16 protein-coding genes are annotated in these 14949 nt (G+C 63.9%); 9 read left to right on the top strand and 7 right to left on the bottom strand.

The window, feature by feature from the left end:
- Positions 1–25 precede the first annotated feature (25 nt).
- The 6 genes from ABCW42_RS03930 to ABCW42_RS03905 are packed head-to-tail and all read left to right on the top strand — an operon-like array spanning position 26 to position 7457.
- Positions 26–475, top strand: coding sequence for a hypothetical protein (locus ABCW42_RS03930; RefSeq protein ID WP_165962218.1), 450 nt, complete (start codon positions 26–28; stop codon positions 473–475).
- Positions 472–1143, top strand: a complete 672-nt coding sequence (locus tag ABCW42_RS03925) for a gluconate 2-dehydrogenase subunit 3 family protein (protein ID WP_423183623.1) — start codon at positions 472–474, stop codon at positions 1141–1143. The genes ABCW42_RS03930 and ABCW42_RS03925 overlap by 4 nt, the downstream gene beginning before the upstream one ends.
- Positions 1140–2756 (top strand): GMC family oxidoreductase, encoded by a 1617-nt coding sequence (locus ABCW42_RS03920; RefSeq protein WP_423183622.1) that lies wholly within the window; start codon positions 1140–1142, stop codon positions 2754–2756. Before ABCW42_RS03925 ends, ABCW42_RS03920 begins: the two co-directional genes overlap by 4 nt.
- Before the next feature lie 26 nt (positions 2757–2782).
- A complete protein-coding gene (locus tag ABCW42_RS03915; protein WP_423183621.1) occupies positions 2783–4576 on the top strand; it encodes a thiamine pyrophosphate-requiring protein in 1794 nt (597 codons plus the stop codon).
- A complete protein-coding gene (locus ABCW42_RS03910; RefSeq protein WP_423183620.1) occupies positions 4576–5697 on the top strand; it encodes an enolase C-terminal domain-like protein in 1122 nt (373 codons plus the stop codon). Before ABCW42_RS03915 ends, ABCW42_RS03910 begins: the two co-directional genes overlap by 1 nt.
- Positions 5694–7457: a glycoside hydrolase family 15 protein gene (locus tag ABCW42_RS03905; protein ID WP_423183619.1), complete on the top strand. Its 1764-nt coding sequence runs from the start codon at positions 5694–5696 to the stop codon at positions 7455–7457. Before ABCW42_RS03910 ends, ABCW42_RS03905 begins: the two co-directional genes overlap by 4 nt.
- 5 nt (positions 7458–7462) lie before the next feature.
- Here ABCW42_RS03905 and ABCW42_RS03900 read toward each other — a convergent pair whose 3' ends face one another.
- Positions 7463–8926 (bottom strand): Nramp family divalent metal transporter, encoded by a 1464-nt coding sequence (locus ABCW42_RS03900; RefSeq protein WP_423183618.1) that lies wholly within the window; start codon positions 8924–8926, stop codon positions 7463–7465.
- Positions 8927–9104: 178 nt separating this feature from the next.
- Positions 9105–9302, bottom strand: coding sequence for a hypothetical protein (locus ABCW42_RS03895; RefSeq protein ID WP_423183617.1), 198 nt, complete (start codon positions 9300–9302; stop codon positions 9105–9107).
- Between the two features lie 238 nt (positions 9303–9540).
- On the opposite strand from ABCW42_RS03895, the gene ABCW42_RS03890 reads away from it, so the two are divergent.
- Together ABCW42_RS03890 and ABCW42_RS03885 are read left to right on the top strand one after the other, a co-directional pair.
- Positions 9541–9690, top strand: a complete 150-nt coding sequence (locus tag ABCW42_RS03890) for a hypothetical protein (RefSeq protein ID WP_423183616.1) — start codon at positions 9541–9543, stop codon at positions 9688–9690.
- A gap of 9 nt (positions 9691–9699) precedes the next feature.
- Entirely contained in the window at positions 9700–9912 is a 213-nt protein-coding gene (locus ABCW42_RS03885; protein WP_423183615.1) for a hypothetical protein, read from the top strand.
- Between the two features lie 144 nt (positions 9913–10056).
- Here ABCW42_RS03885 and galE read toward each other — a convergent pair whose 3' ends face one another.
- From galE to ABCW42_RS03865, 4 genes are all read right to left on the bottom strand, one after another.
- A complete protein-coding gene (gene galE / locus ABCW42_RS03880) occupies positions 10057–11070 on the bottom strand; it encodes a UDP-glucose 4-epimerase GalE (RefSeq protein WP_423183614.1) in 1014 nt (337 codons plus the stop codon).
- Between the two features lie 72 nt (positions 11071–11142).
- Positions 11143–11829, bottom strand: a complete 687-nt coding sequence (locus ABCW42_RS03875; protein WP_423183613.1) for a TetR/AcrR family transcriptional regulator C-terminal domain-containing protein — start codon at positions 11827–11829, stop codon at positions 11143–11145.
- 199 nt (positions 11830–12028) lie between these two features.
- Complete coding sequence (locus ABCW42_RS03870) at positions 12029–12343, bottom strand: hypothetical protein (protein WP_423183612.1); 315 nt, start codon at positions 12341–12343, stop codon at positions 12029–12031.
- Between the two features lie 139 nt (positions 12344–12482).
- On the bottom strand, positions 12483–13904 hold the full coding sequence (locus ABCW42_RS03865; protein WP_423183611.1) for a GntR family transcriptional regulator: 1422 nt from the start codon (positions 13902–13904) through the stop codon (positions 12483–12485).
- Between the two features lie 132 nt (positions 13905–14036).
- Here ABCW42_RS03865 and ABCW42_RS03860 point away from each other — a divergent pair, with 132 nt between their 5' ends.
- The gene (locus tag ABCW42_RS03860; RefSeq protein ID WP_423183610.1) at positions 14037–14180 is read left to right on the top strand and encodes a hypothetical protein; all 144 of its coding nucleotides are present in this window, start codon (positions 14037–14039) and stop codon (positions 14178–14180) included.
- Between the two features lie 198 nt (positions 14181–14378).
- Here the strand turns inward: ABCW42_RS03860 and ABCW42_RS03855 are convergent, their stop codons facing one another.
- Positions 14379–14741 (bottom strand): cupin domain-containing protein, encoded by a 363-nt coding sequence (locus tag ABCW42_RS03855; RefSeq protein ID WP_133203308.1) that lies wholly within the window; start codon positions 14739–14741, stop codon positions 14379–14381.
- Positions 14742–14949 lie beyond the last annotated feature (208 nt).

Genomic DNA, 14949 nt, shown 5'->3' with positions numbered 1-14949 from the left:
TTTCGCCGAATTGAGGAGGCATACCTTGAAACACGAAAGCGAAGCCGTCCACCTCGTTGATTACTGGGTACGCAACGTCAAGACGGGACGGTTCGAACGCTCGCTCTCCGGGCTGACGGCGGTCGGCGCCTTGGTGACGGCGGCCGAAATCTACTTCGAACACGACAAAGCAAGCTTCGGCAACAAATGGATGTGGGTGCCGGTGGCGCTCGGTCCCGTCGGGGCTGCCGCCGGCGTCGCGGGAGTCTTCAGCCGAAAGATGGCGAAAACGGCGCTGCCGCTCGCGAGCGCCGCCATTGTTGCGAACGGCCTGCAAGGAACCTATTTGCATGTCCGCGGCATCATCCAGAAACCCGGCGGGTTGAACAACCTGCGCTACAACATCGAAATGGGACCGCCCCTCCTGGCGCCGCTGCTGGTCACACTGGTGGGCGGCATGGGATTGCTGGCTTCCGTCCTGAGGCGCGAGCGATGAGCATGCTCCCTTTGGACAAGAACGACGGCGGCGGGCGCTACCCGGGGTTCAGCACCCTTGCGCAGGCCGACTCTTGGGATCAGGCCACCGCGGGCGTTGTGCTGGGCCGGATCGGGCCGCCTCCGGAGATCCGCTTTTTCACCCCGCAGGAGGAAGCGACGGCGGCGGCGCTGCTTGACCAACTGCTCGGCCAGCGCGCCGAGCCCCGGGTGCCCGTGGTCAACTTTGTCGACTCGCGCCTGGCGGAAAAACAGACGGACGGCTGGCGCTACGAGGACCTGCCTGAAGACGGCGAGGCCTGGCGGAAGACGCTCGCCGCGCTGGATCATTCGGCGGAGGAGCTCTATTTCCAACCCTTCGCGGAATGCCCGGAATCAGAGCAGGCCGCAGTGCTGCAGTCCATCCAGGACCTCGGCAACGGCACGTGGCAAGGCATGCGGGCCAGCCGCGTGTGGGGCTTATGGACGCGCTACGCAGCCACCGCGTTCTATTCGCATCCGTGGGCGTGGGACGAGATCGGCTTCGGCGGCCCTGCCTACCCACGCGGGTACAAGAACCTTGGGATCGATCGCCGGGAGTCCTTCGAAGTGGCGGATGCGAGCCCGGGCGAGGATCCCTTGGCGGCCGGCCCGGCGGCTTTGTCCCCGGCGGATCGGAAGAACGCATGAGCGGGGTCCGGAGCCGGAACGAATCCGCTTGGCTGCTTCCGCCGGGTCCCGGAGGCAACCACAAGTTGCGTGGGCAGATGCGACGGTTCGAGGACGCGGACGAGGTGGACATCGCCGTCGTCGGCTGTGGCGCGGGCGGGTCAACGGTGCTCCAACGCCTTGCACGCGCGGGCTGGCGGGCCGTGGGTTTCGACGCCGGTCCGTTCTGGGATCCGGAACGGGACTGGGTGAGCGACGAGGCCGGTTCGCACCATTTGTATTGGAACGAGCCGCGGGTCATCGCGGGCGATGACCCAGTGCCGTTGGGGTCGAACAACTCCGGGCGCGGCGTGGGCGGTTCCATGGTGCACTTCGCTGGATACACGCCGCGCTTCCACCCCAGCGATTTCCATACTTTCTCCGCGGACGGCGTCGGGGCGGACTGGCCCATCGAATACGAGGACCTGAAGCCCTACTACGAGGCGATCGAAGAAGAACTCCCGGTTGCCGGCGAGACGTGGCCTTGGGGCGACCCGCACAGCTATCCGCACCGGCCCCATCCTGTCTCGGGAAACGGCGAGCTCTTCCTGCGCGGCGCCTACGCTTGCGGAATTCCCGCCAAGGTAGGACCCGTGGCCATCTCCAATGGCCGCTTCGGAAACAGGCCGCACTGCATCTACCGGGGATTCTGCCTCCAAGGCTGCAAGGTCAATGCGAAAGCCTCTCCCCTCATCACCCACGTTCCGGACGCGCTGGCGCACGGCGCGGAAATCCGGGCGGACTCGATGGTCACGCGCATCGACTTCGACGAACAGACCGGCAGGGCCACCGGCGTCCACTACGTCCAGGGAGGCCGCGAACGGTTCCAGCGGGCGCGGATTGTGGCCATTGCCGGCTATTCGATCGAGACGCCGCGGTTGCTGCTGAACTCGACGTCGGCCCGTTTCCCGGACGGAATGTGCAACGATTTCGACCAAGTGGGCCGGTACCTCATGGTGCAAGGCGCGCCGCAGACGGCGGGCCGTTTCGACGCCGAAGTGCGCATGTGGAAGGCCCCGCCGCCGGAAGTCAGCACCGAGGAGTTCTACGAAACGGACCCCAGCAAACCGTACAAGCGCGGTTTCTCCGTCCAGACCGTTTCGCCCTTGCCTATTACGTGGGCCGAACACGTGGCTGCCCAAGGGTATTGGGGTGCCGACTTCCGCCGGTACATGAGCGACTACGCGCACTGGGCGTGCCTCGGTGCGCTGTGCGAATTCCTTCCCTTGGAAGGGAACCGCGTGACGCTCGCGGAAGAAAAGGACCGGCACGGGATACCCGTTGCCAGGTTCAGCTACAGCCAGTGCGAGAACGACCGCCAATTGCTGGAGGCCGCCCAGTCCGTGATGGAGAAGATCCTGAAAGCGGCAGGCGCGGACGAGGTCATCACCATCAAGCGCTATGCCCACTTGGTGGGCGGGGCCCGGATGGCCGCCGACGAAAAGCACGGTGTGGTGGATGGGTCCTGCCGCACCTTCGCCGTCCCGAACCTGTACATCACTGACGGCAGCGTCCTGCCGACGCAAGGCAGCGCGAACCCGGCGCTGACCATCATGGCGGTGGCGGCACGCGCAGCTGAACGACTCGCCAAATGATTCATCCCAGGAAGGAATGATTGACCATGGCATCACAAACAGTCGCCGACTATTTGCTCGCCCGGCTTCGCGAATGGGATGTGGAGAAAATCTTTGCATTCCCCGGCGATGGCATCAACGGGATACTCGCCGCCTTTGGAAAAGCGGACAACGAACCGAAATTCATCCAGGCCCGCCACGAGGAAATGAGCGCCTTCGAGGCTGTGGGCTACGCCAAGTTCTCCGGCAAGCTCGGAGTCTGCATGGCTACGTCCGGTCCGGGCGCGATCCACCTCCTTAATGGTCTCTACGACGCGAAACTGGACCACGTCCCGGTGGTGGCGATCGTGGGCCAGACGGCCCGCAGCGCAATGGGCGGGGCCTACCAGCAGGAAGTCGACTTGCTGAGCCTCTATAAGGACGTCGCGTCCGACTACGTCCAGATGGTGACCGTTCCCGAACAATTGCCCAACGTCCTGGACCGGGCCATCCGCATCGCCATAGCGGAGAGCGCCCCGACGGCCATCATCATCCCGTCCGACGTCCAGGAACTGGAGTACACGCCACCCACCCACGCGTTCAAGATGGTTCCGTCCAGCCTCGGCATCAACTGGCCGGCTATCCAAGCGGATGACGTGGCGATCCGGGGCGCGGCCGAAATCCTCAACAGCGGCAGCAAAGTCGCCATGCTCATCGGCCACGGCGCCCGAAACGCGGCAGCCGAGGTCCGCGAGGTGGCCGACCTTCTGGGAGCGGGCGTCGCCAAGGCCTTGCTCGGCAAGGATTCGCTGCCGGACGACTTGCCTTACGTCACGGGCTCGATCGGCTTGCTCGGCACCCGGCCCAGCTACGAGTTGATGCGTGATTGCGACACCCTGTTGACGATCGGTTCGAGCTTCCCCTACACGCAGTTCATGCCCGAGGCGGGCAAGGCCCGCGGGGTCCAGATCGACGTCGATCCCCGCATGATCGGCTTAAGGTACCCCTACGAGTTCAACATCGTGGCCGATGCCGCCACGGCATTGCGCGCGCTGATTCCGCACCTCAAGCGGAAAGAGGACCGGTCCTGGCGCGAGGGCATCGAAAGCAACGTCACGCGCTGGTGGAGCACTATGCGCGCTGAGGCAATGGTGGAGGCAAAGCCGATCAACCCGATGCGGCTGTTCAGCGAACTCTCCGACCGGCTGCCGGCGGACGCGATTGTCACCGCGGACTCCGGATCCTCGGCCAACTGGTACGCGAGGCATCTGAAGTTCCACGGAAACGTCCGCGGTTCCCTCTCCGGAAACCTGGCAACCATGGGACCGGGGGTACCTTATGCGATCGGGGCGAAGTTCGCGCACCCGGACCGGCCCGTCATCGCCTTCGCGGGTGACGGTGCCATGCAAATGAACGGCATGGCCGAACTCATCACCGTCCAGCGGTACTGGCACGAATGGAGCGATTCGAGGCTCATCGTCGCGATCCTGCACAACGACGACCTGAACCAGGTGACGTGGGAGATGCGCGCGATGGTCGGCGTTCCGGCTTTCCTCGAGTCACAAGCATTGCCCGACGTCGACTACGCGGCTTTCGCTTCGAGCTTGGGCCTGCAGGGCATCAGCGTGACCAGCCCCGACGAACTCGGCCCCGCGTGGGAGAAGGCGTTGGCGGCAGGCAGGCCGACAGTCCTGGACGTTCGCACGGATCCGGACGTTCCGCCGATCCCGCCGCACGCGACCTTCGAGCAAGCACTCAACAGCGCGAAGGCCGTCCTGAAGGGAGACGACCGCGCCGCCGGCTTCGTCAAGGCCGGGGTCAAGATCAAAGCCCAGGAGTTCCTTCCCCACGGTGACGACTAATGGCCGCAGGTGGAACAAGCCTTGGGATCGGTTCCCTCCGGGTCTCGGCATTCACGGTTCCCACCAGCTCGCCGGAAGGTGACGGCACGTTCGCCTGGGACAGCACCACCATGATCCTCGTGCAAGCGACCGCCGGTGAATGGACGGGAATCGGCTGGACCTACGCGCCCTCAGCGTGTGCGGGGATCGTCAAGGACGTCCTAGAGCCCGCCGTTTGCGGGCTCGACGTCTTCGACGTGCCCGCAGCGGCGCAATCCATGGCGCGAAAAGTGCGCAACGCCTCGCGTCCAGGGCTCGTCGCGTACGCGATTTCCGCCGTCGACTGCGCCCTGTGGGACCTCAAGGCGCGTGTCCTCGACCTCCCGCTGCACCGCCTCCTCGGCGCGGTCCGGAAGGAAGTGGATGTGTACGGGAGCGGCGGCTTCACCACCTACGACGAGTCCCGGTTGCGCAGCCAACTGGAACACTGGGCCGGTGAGCAGCAGATACCGCGGGTGAAGATCAAGATCGGCCAGGACCGCGGCACCAACACCACACGGGACCTCGAACGGATCGGCCAGGCGAGGGAAACGATAGGGAGCAGCGCACAGCTCTTTGTCGACGCCAACGGCGCCTACACGGCCAAGCAAGCGATCCGGCTCGCCGAAGCGGCGGCCGGCCAGGACCTCGCTTGGTTCGAGGAACCCGTGTCCAGCGACCACTTGGACGGGCTCCGCCAAGTCCGCCACGCGATCACTGCCGACGTCACCGCGGGCGAATACGGCACGGACTTGTTTTATTTCCAGCGAATGTGCGCGGCCGGCGCGGTCGATTGCCTCCAAGTGGATGTGAGCCGCTGCGGAGGGATCACAGAGTGGATCCGGGTGGCGGCAGTTGCCGCGGCCCACGGCCTGGAGGTTTCGGGGCACTGCGCGCCGGGCCTCTCGGTTCCCGTAGCCGCCAGCACACCGAATTTCCGCCATCTCGAATGGTTCTACGACCACGTGCGGATCGAGCACATGTTCTTCGACGGCACCCTCGATCCACACGGGGGCAGCGTCCGGCCATTCGACGACCGGCCCGGCAACGGACTCACGCTCAAGGAGCCCGACGTCGAAAAATACCGGGTGGCGCGCACGTGACGGCAGACTTATCCGGCATCGACGCACTCTTCCCGGCCCACGTCCTGCGCGACTACGCCTTGCTTGGCGACGGCGAGCGGGGCGCGGTGATCGGGCCGCGCGGCGATGTCATTTGGATGTGCGCGCCGCAATGGCACGATCCTGCTGTGTTCTCCTCGCTCATCGACGGACCCGGCGCGTTCGCCGTCACTCCGATCAATCCGCGATACGTCTGGGAAGGCCATTACGACGACGGAACGCTCATCTGGAACAGCCGCTGGGTCACCACCGAGGGAATCGTCGAGTGCCGCGAAGCCCTGGCGATGCCCGGCGACCCATCGACGGCGGTGCTGCTGCGCACTATCCGGGTCATTTCCGGAACGGCGCCCGTCCGTATCCTGTTCCAGGCCAAGCCCGGTTTCGGCCGGGACAAACTGGATCTTTCAAGGAACGACGACGGTACGTGGTCCGGAGCGGGTGGCGGCTTGTCGGCCCGCCTCAGCGGGCTGGAGCGGGCGCATGTGGTGGACGACATGCTGCGGCTGGACATCGACCTGTCTCCGGGGGACGAGCACCACTTGGTGTTCGAACTTTCCAGCAAGGAGTTGCCCGCGCGGCTTCCGGATTCCGCCCTCCTCTGGGCCGATACCGCAGACGCCTGGGCGGCGTCCGCCCCTCGGCTGAACAGTTCGGTCGCCCCGGTGGATGCCCGTCTCGCCCACGCCGTCCTGCGAGGGTTGACGAGTTCCAGCGGGGCCATGGTTGCCGCCGCCACCATGGGGTTGCCGGAACGCGAAGCGGGAAAACAAAACTACGACTACCGCTACGCCTGGATCCGGGACCAGTGCTTTGCCGGCCTGGCCGCGGACGCCAGCGGAGCGACGGACCTCCTGGACAGTTCAGTCCGTTTCGTCGGCGGGCGCTTGCTGGCCGACGGCCCCGAACTCAAGCCCGCATACACTGTCACCGGCGGACCCGTGCCGGACGAGGAACGCCTCGACTTTGCCGGTTATCCGGGCGGAACTGACACCGTTGGCAATTGGGTCAACGGACAATTCCAGTTGGACATCTTCGGTGAAGCGCTGTTGCTGTTCTCGGCCGCCGCCGACCGCGACCGCCTCGACAAGGCGGACTGGCCCGCCGTCGAAGTCGCCGTACGGGCGATCGAAGCGAAGTGGACCTTGCCGGACGCCGGTATGTGGGAGCTCAAGGATGACCTGTGGACCCATTCCCGGCTCATGTGTGTTGCCGGCCTCAAGGCGATTGCCCGGCACGCCCCGGCCATCCAGGCCGGACGCTGGGAGTCCTTGGCCGACAGGATCCTGGCACAGACCGCGGCCACGTCCGTGCATCCGAGCGGACGATGGCAGAGGTCGGCGTCGGACCATAGGGTCGATGCCGCCTTGCTGCTTCCCGCCATCCGCGGCGCCCTTCCCGTGCGGGACCCCTGCTCGCTCGCCACTGCCGTGGCGGTACGGAAGGAACTCCTCGAGGATGGGTACGTCTACCGGTTCAGGCACGGGCCCGGGCAACTGGCCGAAGCGGAAGGCGCCTTCCTGCTGTGCGGTTTCAACCTTGCGCTGGCCGAGCACCAGCAGGGCAACATCGTGGACGCCTTCAGGCTTTTCGAGCGTAACCGCGCGGCGTGCGGCTCGCCGGGGTTGTTCACGGAAGAGTTCGACGTCGGCCAGCGCCAGCTCCGTGGGAACTTCCCCCAGGCGTTCGTACACGCGGCAATGCTGGAAACGGCCCACCGGCTCGCCGGGCCGCCCACCGGGTGACGCGACTAGCCTGTGCCCGTGACGGTGGTCCAGATTCCGATGACGCCGGCTACCACCATGACGGCGGTGGTAAACCAGCCGATTGTGGAGGCAAGTTTGCCGTTGCGGTACTTGCCCATGATGTCCTTGTCCCGCGCAATCAACATGGTGACTATCAGGAACGGCGCCGCGGCAATGCCGTTGATGACGGCGCTGAGGATCAACAGGCCAATAGGATCGGTGGTGAAGAAGGTGACGATCACCCCGCCGATGGTTCCCACGCCCAGGAGAAGGTAGAAGACCGGAGCCTTGCTGGGTTTCTTGTCGAAGCCCCATTGCTTTCCGAGCAAGCCCGCCAGGCCGGCAGAACCCGAGGCCGCCAAGACCGGAACGGCGAGGATGCCGGAACCGATGAAGCCGGCCGCGAACAGGAACTTGGCAGCCGGACCCACGATGGGCTCAAGTGCCTTGGCGGCGTCAGCCGCGGTCTTGACGTCGGTGCCGTTCCTTCCCAAAGTCGCCGCTGTCGCAGCCGTGATGGAGAACATGACGAGGACGGAGAAGAACATCCCGACGAACACGTCCGCGCGCGCGTTGCGGAGCTTATGTCCGCCAGAGCCCGGGGATTGTTCCTCCAAACCGATTGCATGATCGCCGCCGCGAGGTTCCTCGCGGAGCTCCTCGATGCGGTCCGCGCTTTGCCAGAAGAACAAATACGGGGAAATCGTGGTACCGAGCACGGCGACGATCAAAGAGAGGTACTCCAGGCTGGGCCGGAATTGCAATCCCAAGACGCCGGCCAGGACGTCGCCCCAGTCCACCTTCGCCACGAACAGGACGGCCACGTAGGCCAGCAGGGAAAGGCATAGCCATTTGAAGACCTTGGAAATGATCTCGAATCCACCGGCCATGAGGACGACGGCGATGCCCACTCCGGCGACGATGCTCCAGAGGCGGTCCGGACCCGCGCCGAGCAGCTGCATGCCTTGCCCGATCGCCATCAGGTCGGCCGCCGCGTTCAAGGTGTTCGCCGCGAGCAGCGCCACAATCAAGATCGCGATCATCACCCGTGGCTTGCGCGTGAACTTCCGCCGTGCAAGTTTGCCCAGACTGTCGCCAGTGGCCAAGGCCGTGCGGTCGCAAATCTCCTGGACGGCCATCATGAGGGGCAAAGTCACCGGAACCGTCCACAGCATGCCGTTGGAAAAGGTGGCACCGGCTTGGGCGTACGTCGCGATTCCGGACGGGTCGTCGTCGGCCGAGCCTGTCACCAGGCCCGGACCGAGCAAACCAAGGAACCGCCGGACGGGCGAGCGCTTCTTCTCCTGATGACGGGAGTTTTCCTGCGGACCGTTTTCCGTTCGCGCTTCCGTTCGCGCTTCGACCGCCGCGGACTGCGGTGATTCCGGTTTAGAGGCACCCGTTTGGTTCATCGCCTGTTGCCCGCCCTTTCCAGTGTTTCGCGCCCCCACCTTCAAGACAGTAAGCATGCTTACTTTCCCTATTTAGTCACCATACTAGCTCTTGGACGGTCCTTGCCAGCGGGTGCGCAGTCCGCGCTCCGGACCCTTAGTGAGCAAAGAACGATGGCGACACGCCGCTTCGGTGGGCGTGTCGCCGTCGTTCTCGCTTCAAAAGAGGTCGGTAAGAAGCGCGAGCTTCGCGTATTTAGACGGTGTCGCGCACATCCGGTTCAATCGCCCACGCGAGGCGGTGCAATAAGCTGGCGAGCTTTCCCTTGAAAGCCGCCCAGGCCGCGGAACGGGGAGCCCGCTCCTCGACCACCCTTGGAGCGTGCGGAAGCGCACTCCTGGCCGCATCCCCTTGGCCAACCAAGAGAAAGGCCATGATGTTCGTGCTTTCCATACTTCTCCATAAAAAACGTGCTCGGATTGGTCGGTAACCTCCAGGCGGAATAGCCTGGTCAACCGGTTGACCCAGTTTAGCAGTCGCCCCAAGCACACAATCGCCGCTTTACGTCGCATGACTCGAAACGCGGCGTGTCGCCGCGGGCTTCGCATCCTCCGCCTCCGCAACGCCCGTCTCGGCGAGGACGCTCCGCGTAGCGGTCGAGTTCCGTGACATCGAGGACTTCGCGGCCCACGTGGTTCCCGAACTGCAGGCCCGCGGCGTCCTGCGCACTGCGTACGACGGCGACACCCTCCGCGAAGGCCTCTTCGGCGCCGGACAAGCACGGTTGGCCTCCGACCACCCCGGCGCGGCTTACCACCGCACCCGCACCACCCAGGCATAGGAAGCCAACATGTCCATCATCGTTACCGCCGAGAACCCCTCGATCGACCCCGCCGTCCAGCGCCAGGTCTTCGGTGCGCTGCCCACCGGCGTCACCGCGATCACGGGCCTGACCGTTCGCCGGCGTGGACTACGAACAGAGCCCCCTCGGCACTCCCCGGATCTCCGGCGCCCGGCCGCCGCAGCTCCTGCAGCTCCTGCTGCCGCCGGAAAGGACCAGTGACATGACCACCATGCTCAGCCGCGTTACGGAAGCCTGGACCAAGGCGTGACGGGCTGATCCCTTCCGAAGCAGTGGTCTGGGATCCCCGCGAAATGCTTTCCTCCATGAGCATCTGGCACCTCGGTGACCAGCGATCCCACGCCATCACCGGGCGTAGCCGTAGGGATTGTTCTGCTGCCAGCGCCAGTGGTCTTCACACATTTCGTCCACGGTTTTCGTGGTGGACCAACCGAGGTCCGCAAGGGCGGAAGAGGCGTCCGCCCAGAACGCCGGCAGGTCCCCGGCGCGCCGGCCGGCGATTTCATAAGGAAGCTCCCTCCCCACGGCCTTCTCGAACGACCGCAGCACCTCGAGCACCGAGGAGCCCTTTCCGGAACCCAGGTTCCACCTGCGCACGCCCGGGCGGGCGGCGATATGGTCAAGGGCGGCCACGTGGCCCTGGGCGAGGTCGACGACGTGGATGTAGTCGCGCTGGCATGTTCCGTCCGGCGTGTCATAGTCACCGCCGAAGACCATGAGTTTTTCACGGCGTCCCACGGCCACTTGCGCAATGAAGGGAACCAGGTTGTTCGGAATGCCCTGAGGGTCTTCTCCGATGCGACCGGAGGGATGGGCACCCACGGGATTGAAATAGCGCAGTAGTGCTAAATGCCAGCGGCCATCGGCGCTTCCCAAGTCCGAGAGGATGTCTTCGATCTGCTCCTTGGTGCGGCCATACGGATTGTTCGCACCGATCTCCATCTTCTCGACGTACGGTATGGGATTACGCTCGCCATACACGGTGGCCGACGAACTAAAGACCAGGGTGCGCACATCATGCTTGTCCATGGCGCGCAGCAGGTTCAAGGTGCCCACGAGGTTGTTGTAGTAGTAGGCAAGGGGCTCCCGCACCGACTCCCCTACTGCCTTGAGTCCCGCGAAGTGGATGACCGAATCAATCCGATGCCGATCGAACACCGCTCCAACCGTCTGCTCATCCACCAGATCCACCTTGTGGAAGGTAGCGGCCTTGCCGGCGAGTTCCGCAACCCGCCGAAGGGACTCTTCGCTCGAGTTCACCAGGTTGTCGAGCACAACCACATCATGGCCGGCTTCCAAGAGGGCAAGAACGGTGTGCGAGCCGATGTAGCCGGCACCGCCCGTGACAAGAATGCTCAAAGTTTTCCTCACCGGCCGTGCGCGGCCTTGGTCGATCTCCCAATATCAACCATAACCTAACATTAATGAACACTATTGAACATCAGCCAGTTGCTGTTCAATCCCGGCGAGGAGAATGGTGATGCCCCGATCGAACTCCTTTTCGCCGTCATACCCAAGCAGTTCGCAGGCCAAATCCCGGACGCACGGGAAATCCCCCAGGGGCAGCCGATGGAGTCCGAGGCGCAACAACGCTTCGTTTTCCTCCGGATCCACAACGAGTTCCTGGAGCTCATTCAGGATGTGCCCGTAGAGGAAGCCATAGAAGGCGCGGTAGGCGTGCAAGGCATCCGGCGGCGGGAATCCGGCACGGCACAAGACCTTGAGGGTCCGTTCAAGCGGCCGGAGCGTTCCGGCCTGGCGCCGGCCGAGCGGCGCAGCGAGCGGCTCGGTCACCAGTAGCAACACGGCATTAGGATGGCGCAAGCACACGCGGCGCAATTCGTGGGCCATCCGGCGCAGCTGCACCCGCCAAGGCGTATCGTCCGGAAAGACTTCCTGCTCATCCAGGACGAGTTCGGCTACTCCCGAAAGCAGCTCTTTCCGCCCCGGCGTGTGCCGGTAGGCCGCCATAGGATCACGGCCCAACGCGCGCCCCAGCCGGCGCATGCTCAACGCTTCAAGGCCATCGGCATCCACCACGCCCAAGGCTGCCTTCAACACCGTCGCGCGGCTCAACGGGCGGCGATCATCCCGCTCCGGCACTGGTGCACGCTCCACGACCGACTCCCGCCCGTCCCCTCTCTGTCTACGGCGTAGACACGGAGATCCTTCTACAGGTCATGTCTACAGTGTAGCACGAGGGCTCCACGCAAGGAACTAGTCGTCATGGTGACTGAGTATTTGGCGGATCTTTGCGAGGTCCAGAGCTTGGTTGCCCCATTGGATTTCCAGTTCATGCAGGGCGCGCCGGCAGTTGTCACACATGGCCCATCCTCCTTTCCGCATGAAATCCGGATCCCGGGCCAAATCCTTCGCGGGCCAGCTCGTGGAGGAGTTGGTGGTATCCGGAGAGGGCAAGCGGCGGCACCTGATGAAGGGAAGCAAGGGTCGCGCGGGGCTGGTCCACGCGGAACAGGGCGAGGATCGCCCTGTCTTCCTGCGCGTCGTTCAAGGTGCGGTAGGCACCGATCGAACATTCTGAAATGAGCGCCTGGGCGTAGAGGCTAAGGCGATCGTCCGGCGTCGGGTTTCCGGCCCGGTGCCAGACGTGGACGGCATCCGTGTTATCCATGATGACCATCGACTCCTTTGTGATGATCTGAATGGCTCGGGCCCCCCTGTTTCCCGTTCCTCTGATAGATCGAGATTAGACCTTTAACGTCAAATGTCAATAGACATTCAACTTTAAATGTCTTGTTCAGTCGGTCTTCTCAGTCAGCGCCCAAGCAGAGCGTCCATGGAACCCCGGGAAGGGCTTGCCGCCGGACATCATCGCTCTCCGAAATGGTCCCACCGACGAAACGCCCGGTGTTGGTCGCGAGGATCGCTCCGAATTGGTCCACGATGCAGGTATTGGCCGGCAAGGGCCGCAGAAGCGGCTCAAACGAAGTTTGGAGCCGGCTGACATGCAGGTCGGCACCGAGCGTTCCCACGTAGGTTCCCGCCACTACCACGCGCTTGCTGAGGGTAATGACGGTCTCGTTGGTTCCGCTCGCGTCTACGTAAGCATGGCTCGTGTGGATCGGACTTTCGTCGCCTTGGTCGTGCGGCCGCCAGGGCGCCGTGGCGAAGTCGTAGAGATCCATGTCGACGTAAAGCCGCTGCGGCGATTCAGGGCCCGACGGCGTGTAGCACCAGGCGATCCAACTCTCGCCGAAGTAGGACTCCTCAGCGACGAATCCGGTGCCATACAGCAGGGGCGCCCCGGCAGCCACGGCCCTCCTGGCCGCGCCGTAAATATCCGAGTCGGCACGATCCCTGCGCACGCCCGCACCGATGCAGGCACGCACCGCTTGCTCAACTTCGCGCATCGCCGTCGCCGCGGTTCCCGAGAACATCGCCGCGAGGGCCTCAATGGCGGCAACGGCGTCGTCCGTGGAGGCCGAGCGGGTCAACGCCTCGACGGGGGTGCGGTCCATCGTCATCCGCTCGTCGATGACCAGGTTCATGTCCCGCCTGACGTGCTCCTCAGCCAGGGTGCGGGCCCGCTGGGCATCGCCGGTGCTAATCGCCTCAACGATCTTCGCATGGTCTTCCGCGGCGGTGTCCCTATGCTCCTTCGGATCCACCCAGATCAGCGGACCGACCTCGGCCTGTAAGGCGACTTCCTGTCGGGTCAGCCTGACCGAACCCGAACTCGCCGCCAGTTCAATGTGGAATTTGCTGTCCGCCCGGATCGCGTCCGCGGGATGCTCGCAAGCCCTGATCTCTTGCGATGAGTAATCCAGGCGTCCCATCGAGAGCCTGTGGGACTGTTCCGCGGCAGCGGCTGCAGCGGCGCCGGCGAGGAAGGCGCGGTACTCCCTCATGTCCCGCAGGTCCTCCAGGGAGTATGCCTCCAGGGACTGCCGCTGCATCCGGGTGATGTCCCCCGTGTTCGCCTTCACGAAGCTACCGCCGCCCTTGCCACGGCGGGTCTCAACCAGGCCGAGTCCACGCAGCTCCGCCAGTGCTGACCGGAGCGTCAGTGTGGACACCCCCATCCGTGACGCTAGGTAGCTCTCGCTGGGCAGTTGGGAACCGTTCTCGAGCACTCCGAGCTCTATGGCGTGCCTCAGCCGACGCCCGACCTCCTCCCCCCGATCCGCTGCTTCCAAGGGCGCGAAGGCGAGTTGCTCTTTCCAAGTAGTCACTGCACACACTCCTAGACCGTGTGACATTTAACCTTGAATGTCTATTGACCTTTAACCATGAAGGTCTATAGTTAGAGTATCACTCGGGAAGCCAAGAAGGGCCGTACCGGACCTAGCGTGAAAGGAATGAGGATGACACGGGAAGAAGCCTTCGCAAAGTGCACTCCGGACTCGTACGTCGAGTTCTATGGCGGCCGTTGGCTCGTCGTGCCATTCGCGCAAGTAGAGCAGCCGCTCTTCTTCGTATGTTCCCCGCGCGCACTCGGCAATCGTTGAGGGAAGTTTCCGCGAATTGAATTTCGCGGCTTCCCCGCCGATTGGTCCTCCGCCACTAATTTATTTGCATCGGGCCCGGAATATTCCGGGCCTATTTTTCGTGCACTAATTCATCCCAACCCCAAATTTCAGGCACACCGCTTCCGGACACAGGAAAAGGCCCGGTGCAAACACCGGGCCTTTTCCTGTTATTAAGGCTTAAGCCGAGAAGATCACAAAGAACTTCCTGATACGTTCCTGGATTTCCCAGGTTCCCTGCCAGCCAATCGGGAAGAAGCCGGCCGTTCCAGCTTCGAGCGTGACGGGTTGGCCACCGTCCTCAGTGACCACCATGCGGCCTTCTAGGACATGGATGACCTCGCCGCGGTCCAGGAATTCCCAGCGGGAGAGGCCCGGTTCGGCTTCCCAAACGCCCGAAAGTATGCGGGAGTCTTCGCTGGTGAACGGGATGCCGATCCTCGTGGGGATCTCGGCGCCGATCACTTCGGCCAGCGGCGGAGCCAGCAGGGCTTCATCGAGCTCGCCTTTGAAAAGCTCGGTGGGCTGGAAAGTTTTGCTCATGTGGATTCACCTTTCTATTGCTGCGCGCCGGCAGGTTTCCGGCGGTGGTACCCCAATGGGAGGCCTACTACCCATCCTTGTGTCATTTTCGGGTGGGCAAAACGCTAATTATGGACGGTTTAAACTACCCGTTCGGGCCGCTGCTTAATTCATCGGATGTGCCCTGAAATATTGGACGCACGAAAGCGTCGTCAGGTATTGTCCGGAA

The sequence above is a fragment of the Arthrobacter sp. NyZ413 genome, from assembly GCF_049390645.1.
GTDB lineage: Bacteria > Actinomycetota > Actinomycetes > Actinomycetales > Micrococcaceae > Arthrobacter.
Note: the sequence above shows the minus strand (reverse complement) of the source record. Positions and strands in the feature narration are given on the sequence as shown.

Excerpts from the sequence above, each read along its gene's own strand:
- ABCW42_RS03925 (WP_423183623.1), top strand. The coding sequence starts at position 472 with ATGAGCATGCTCCCTTTGGACAAGAACGACGGCGGCGGGCGCTACCCG.
- ABCW42_RS03920 (WP_423183622.1), top strand. The coding sequence starts at position 1,140 with ATGAGCGGGGTCCGGAGCCGGAACGAATCCGCTTGGCTGCTTCCGCCG.
- ABCW42_RS03915 (WP_423183621.1), top strand. The coding sequence starts at position 2,783 with ATGGCATCACAAACAGTCGCCGACTATTTGCTCGCCCGGCTTCGCGAA.
- ABCW42_RS03910 (WP_423183620.1), top strand. The coding sequence starts at position 4,576 with ATGGCCGCAGGTGGAACAAGCCTTGGGATCGGTTCCCTCCGGGTCTCG.
- ABCW42_RS03900 (WP_423183618.1), bottom strand. The coding sequence starts at position 8,926 with ATGCTTACTGTCTTGAAGGTGGGGGCGCGAAACACTGGAAAGGGCGGG.
- ABCW42_RS03895 (WP_423183617.1), bottom strand. The coding sequence starts at position 9,302 with ATGGAAAGCACGAACATCATGGCCTTTCTCTTGGTTGGCCAAGGGGAT.
- ABCW42_RS03885 (WP_423183615.1), top strand. The coding sequence starts at position 9,700 with ATGTCCATCATCGTTACCGCCGAGAACCCCTCGATCGACCCCGCCGTC.
- ABCW42_RS03870 (WP_423183612.1), bottom strand. The coding sequence starts at position 12,343 with ATGGATAACACGGATGCCGTCCACGTCTGGCACCGGGCCGGAAACCCG.
- ABCW42_RS03860 (WP_423183610.1), top strand. The coding sequence starts at position 14,037 with ATGACACGGGAAGAAGCCTTCGCAAAGTGCACTCCGGACTCGTACGTC.
- ABCW42_RS03855 (WP_133203308.1), bottom strand. The coding sequence starts at position 14,741 with ATGAGCAAAACTTTCCAGCCCACCGAGCTTTTCAAAGGCGAGCTCGAT.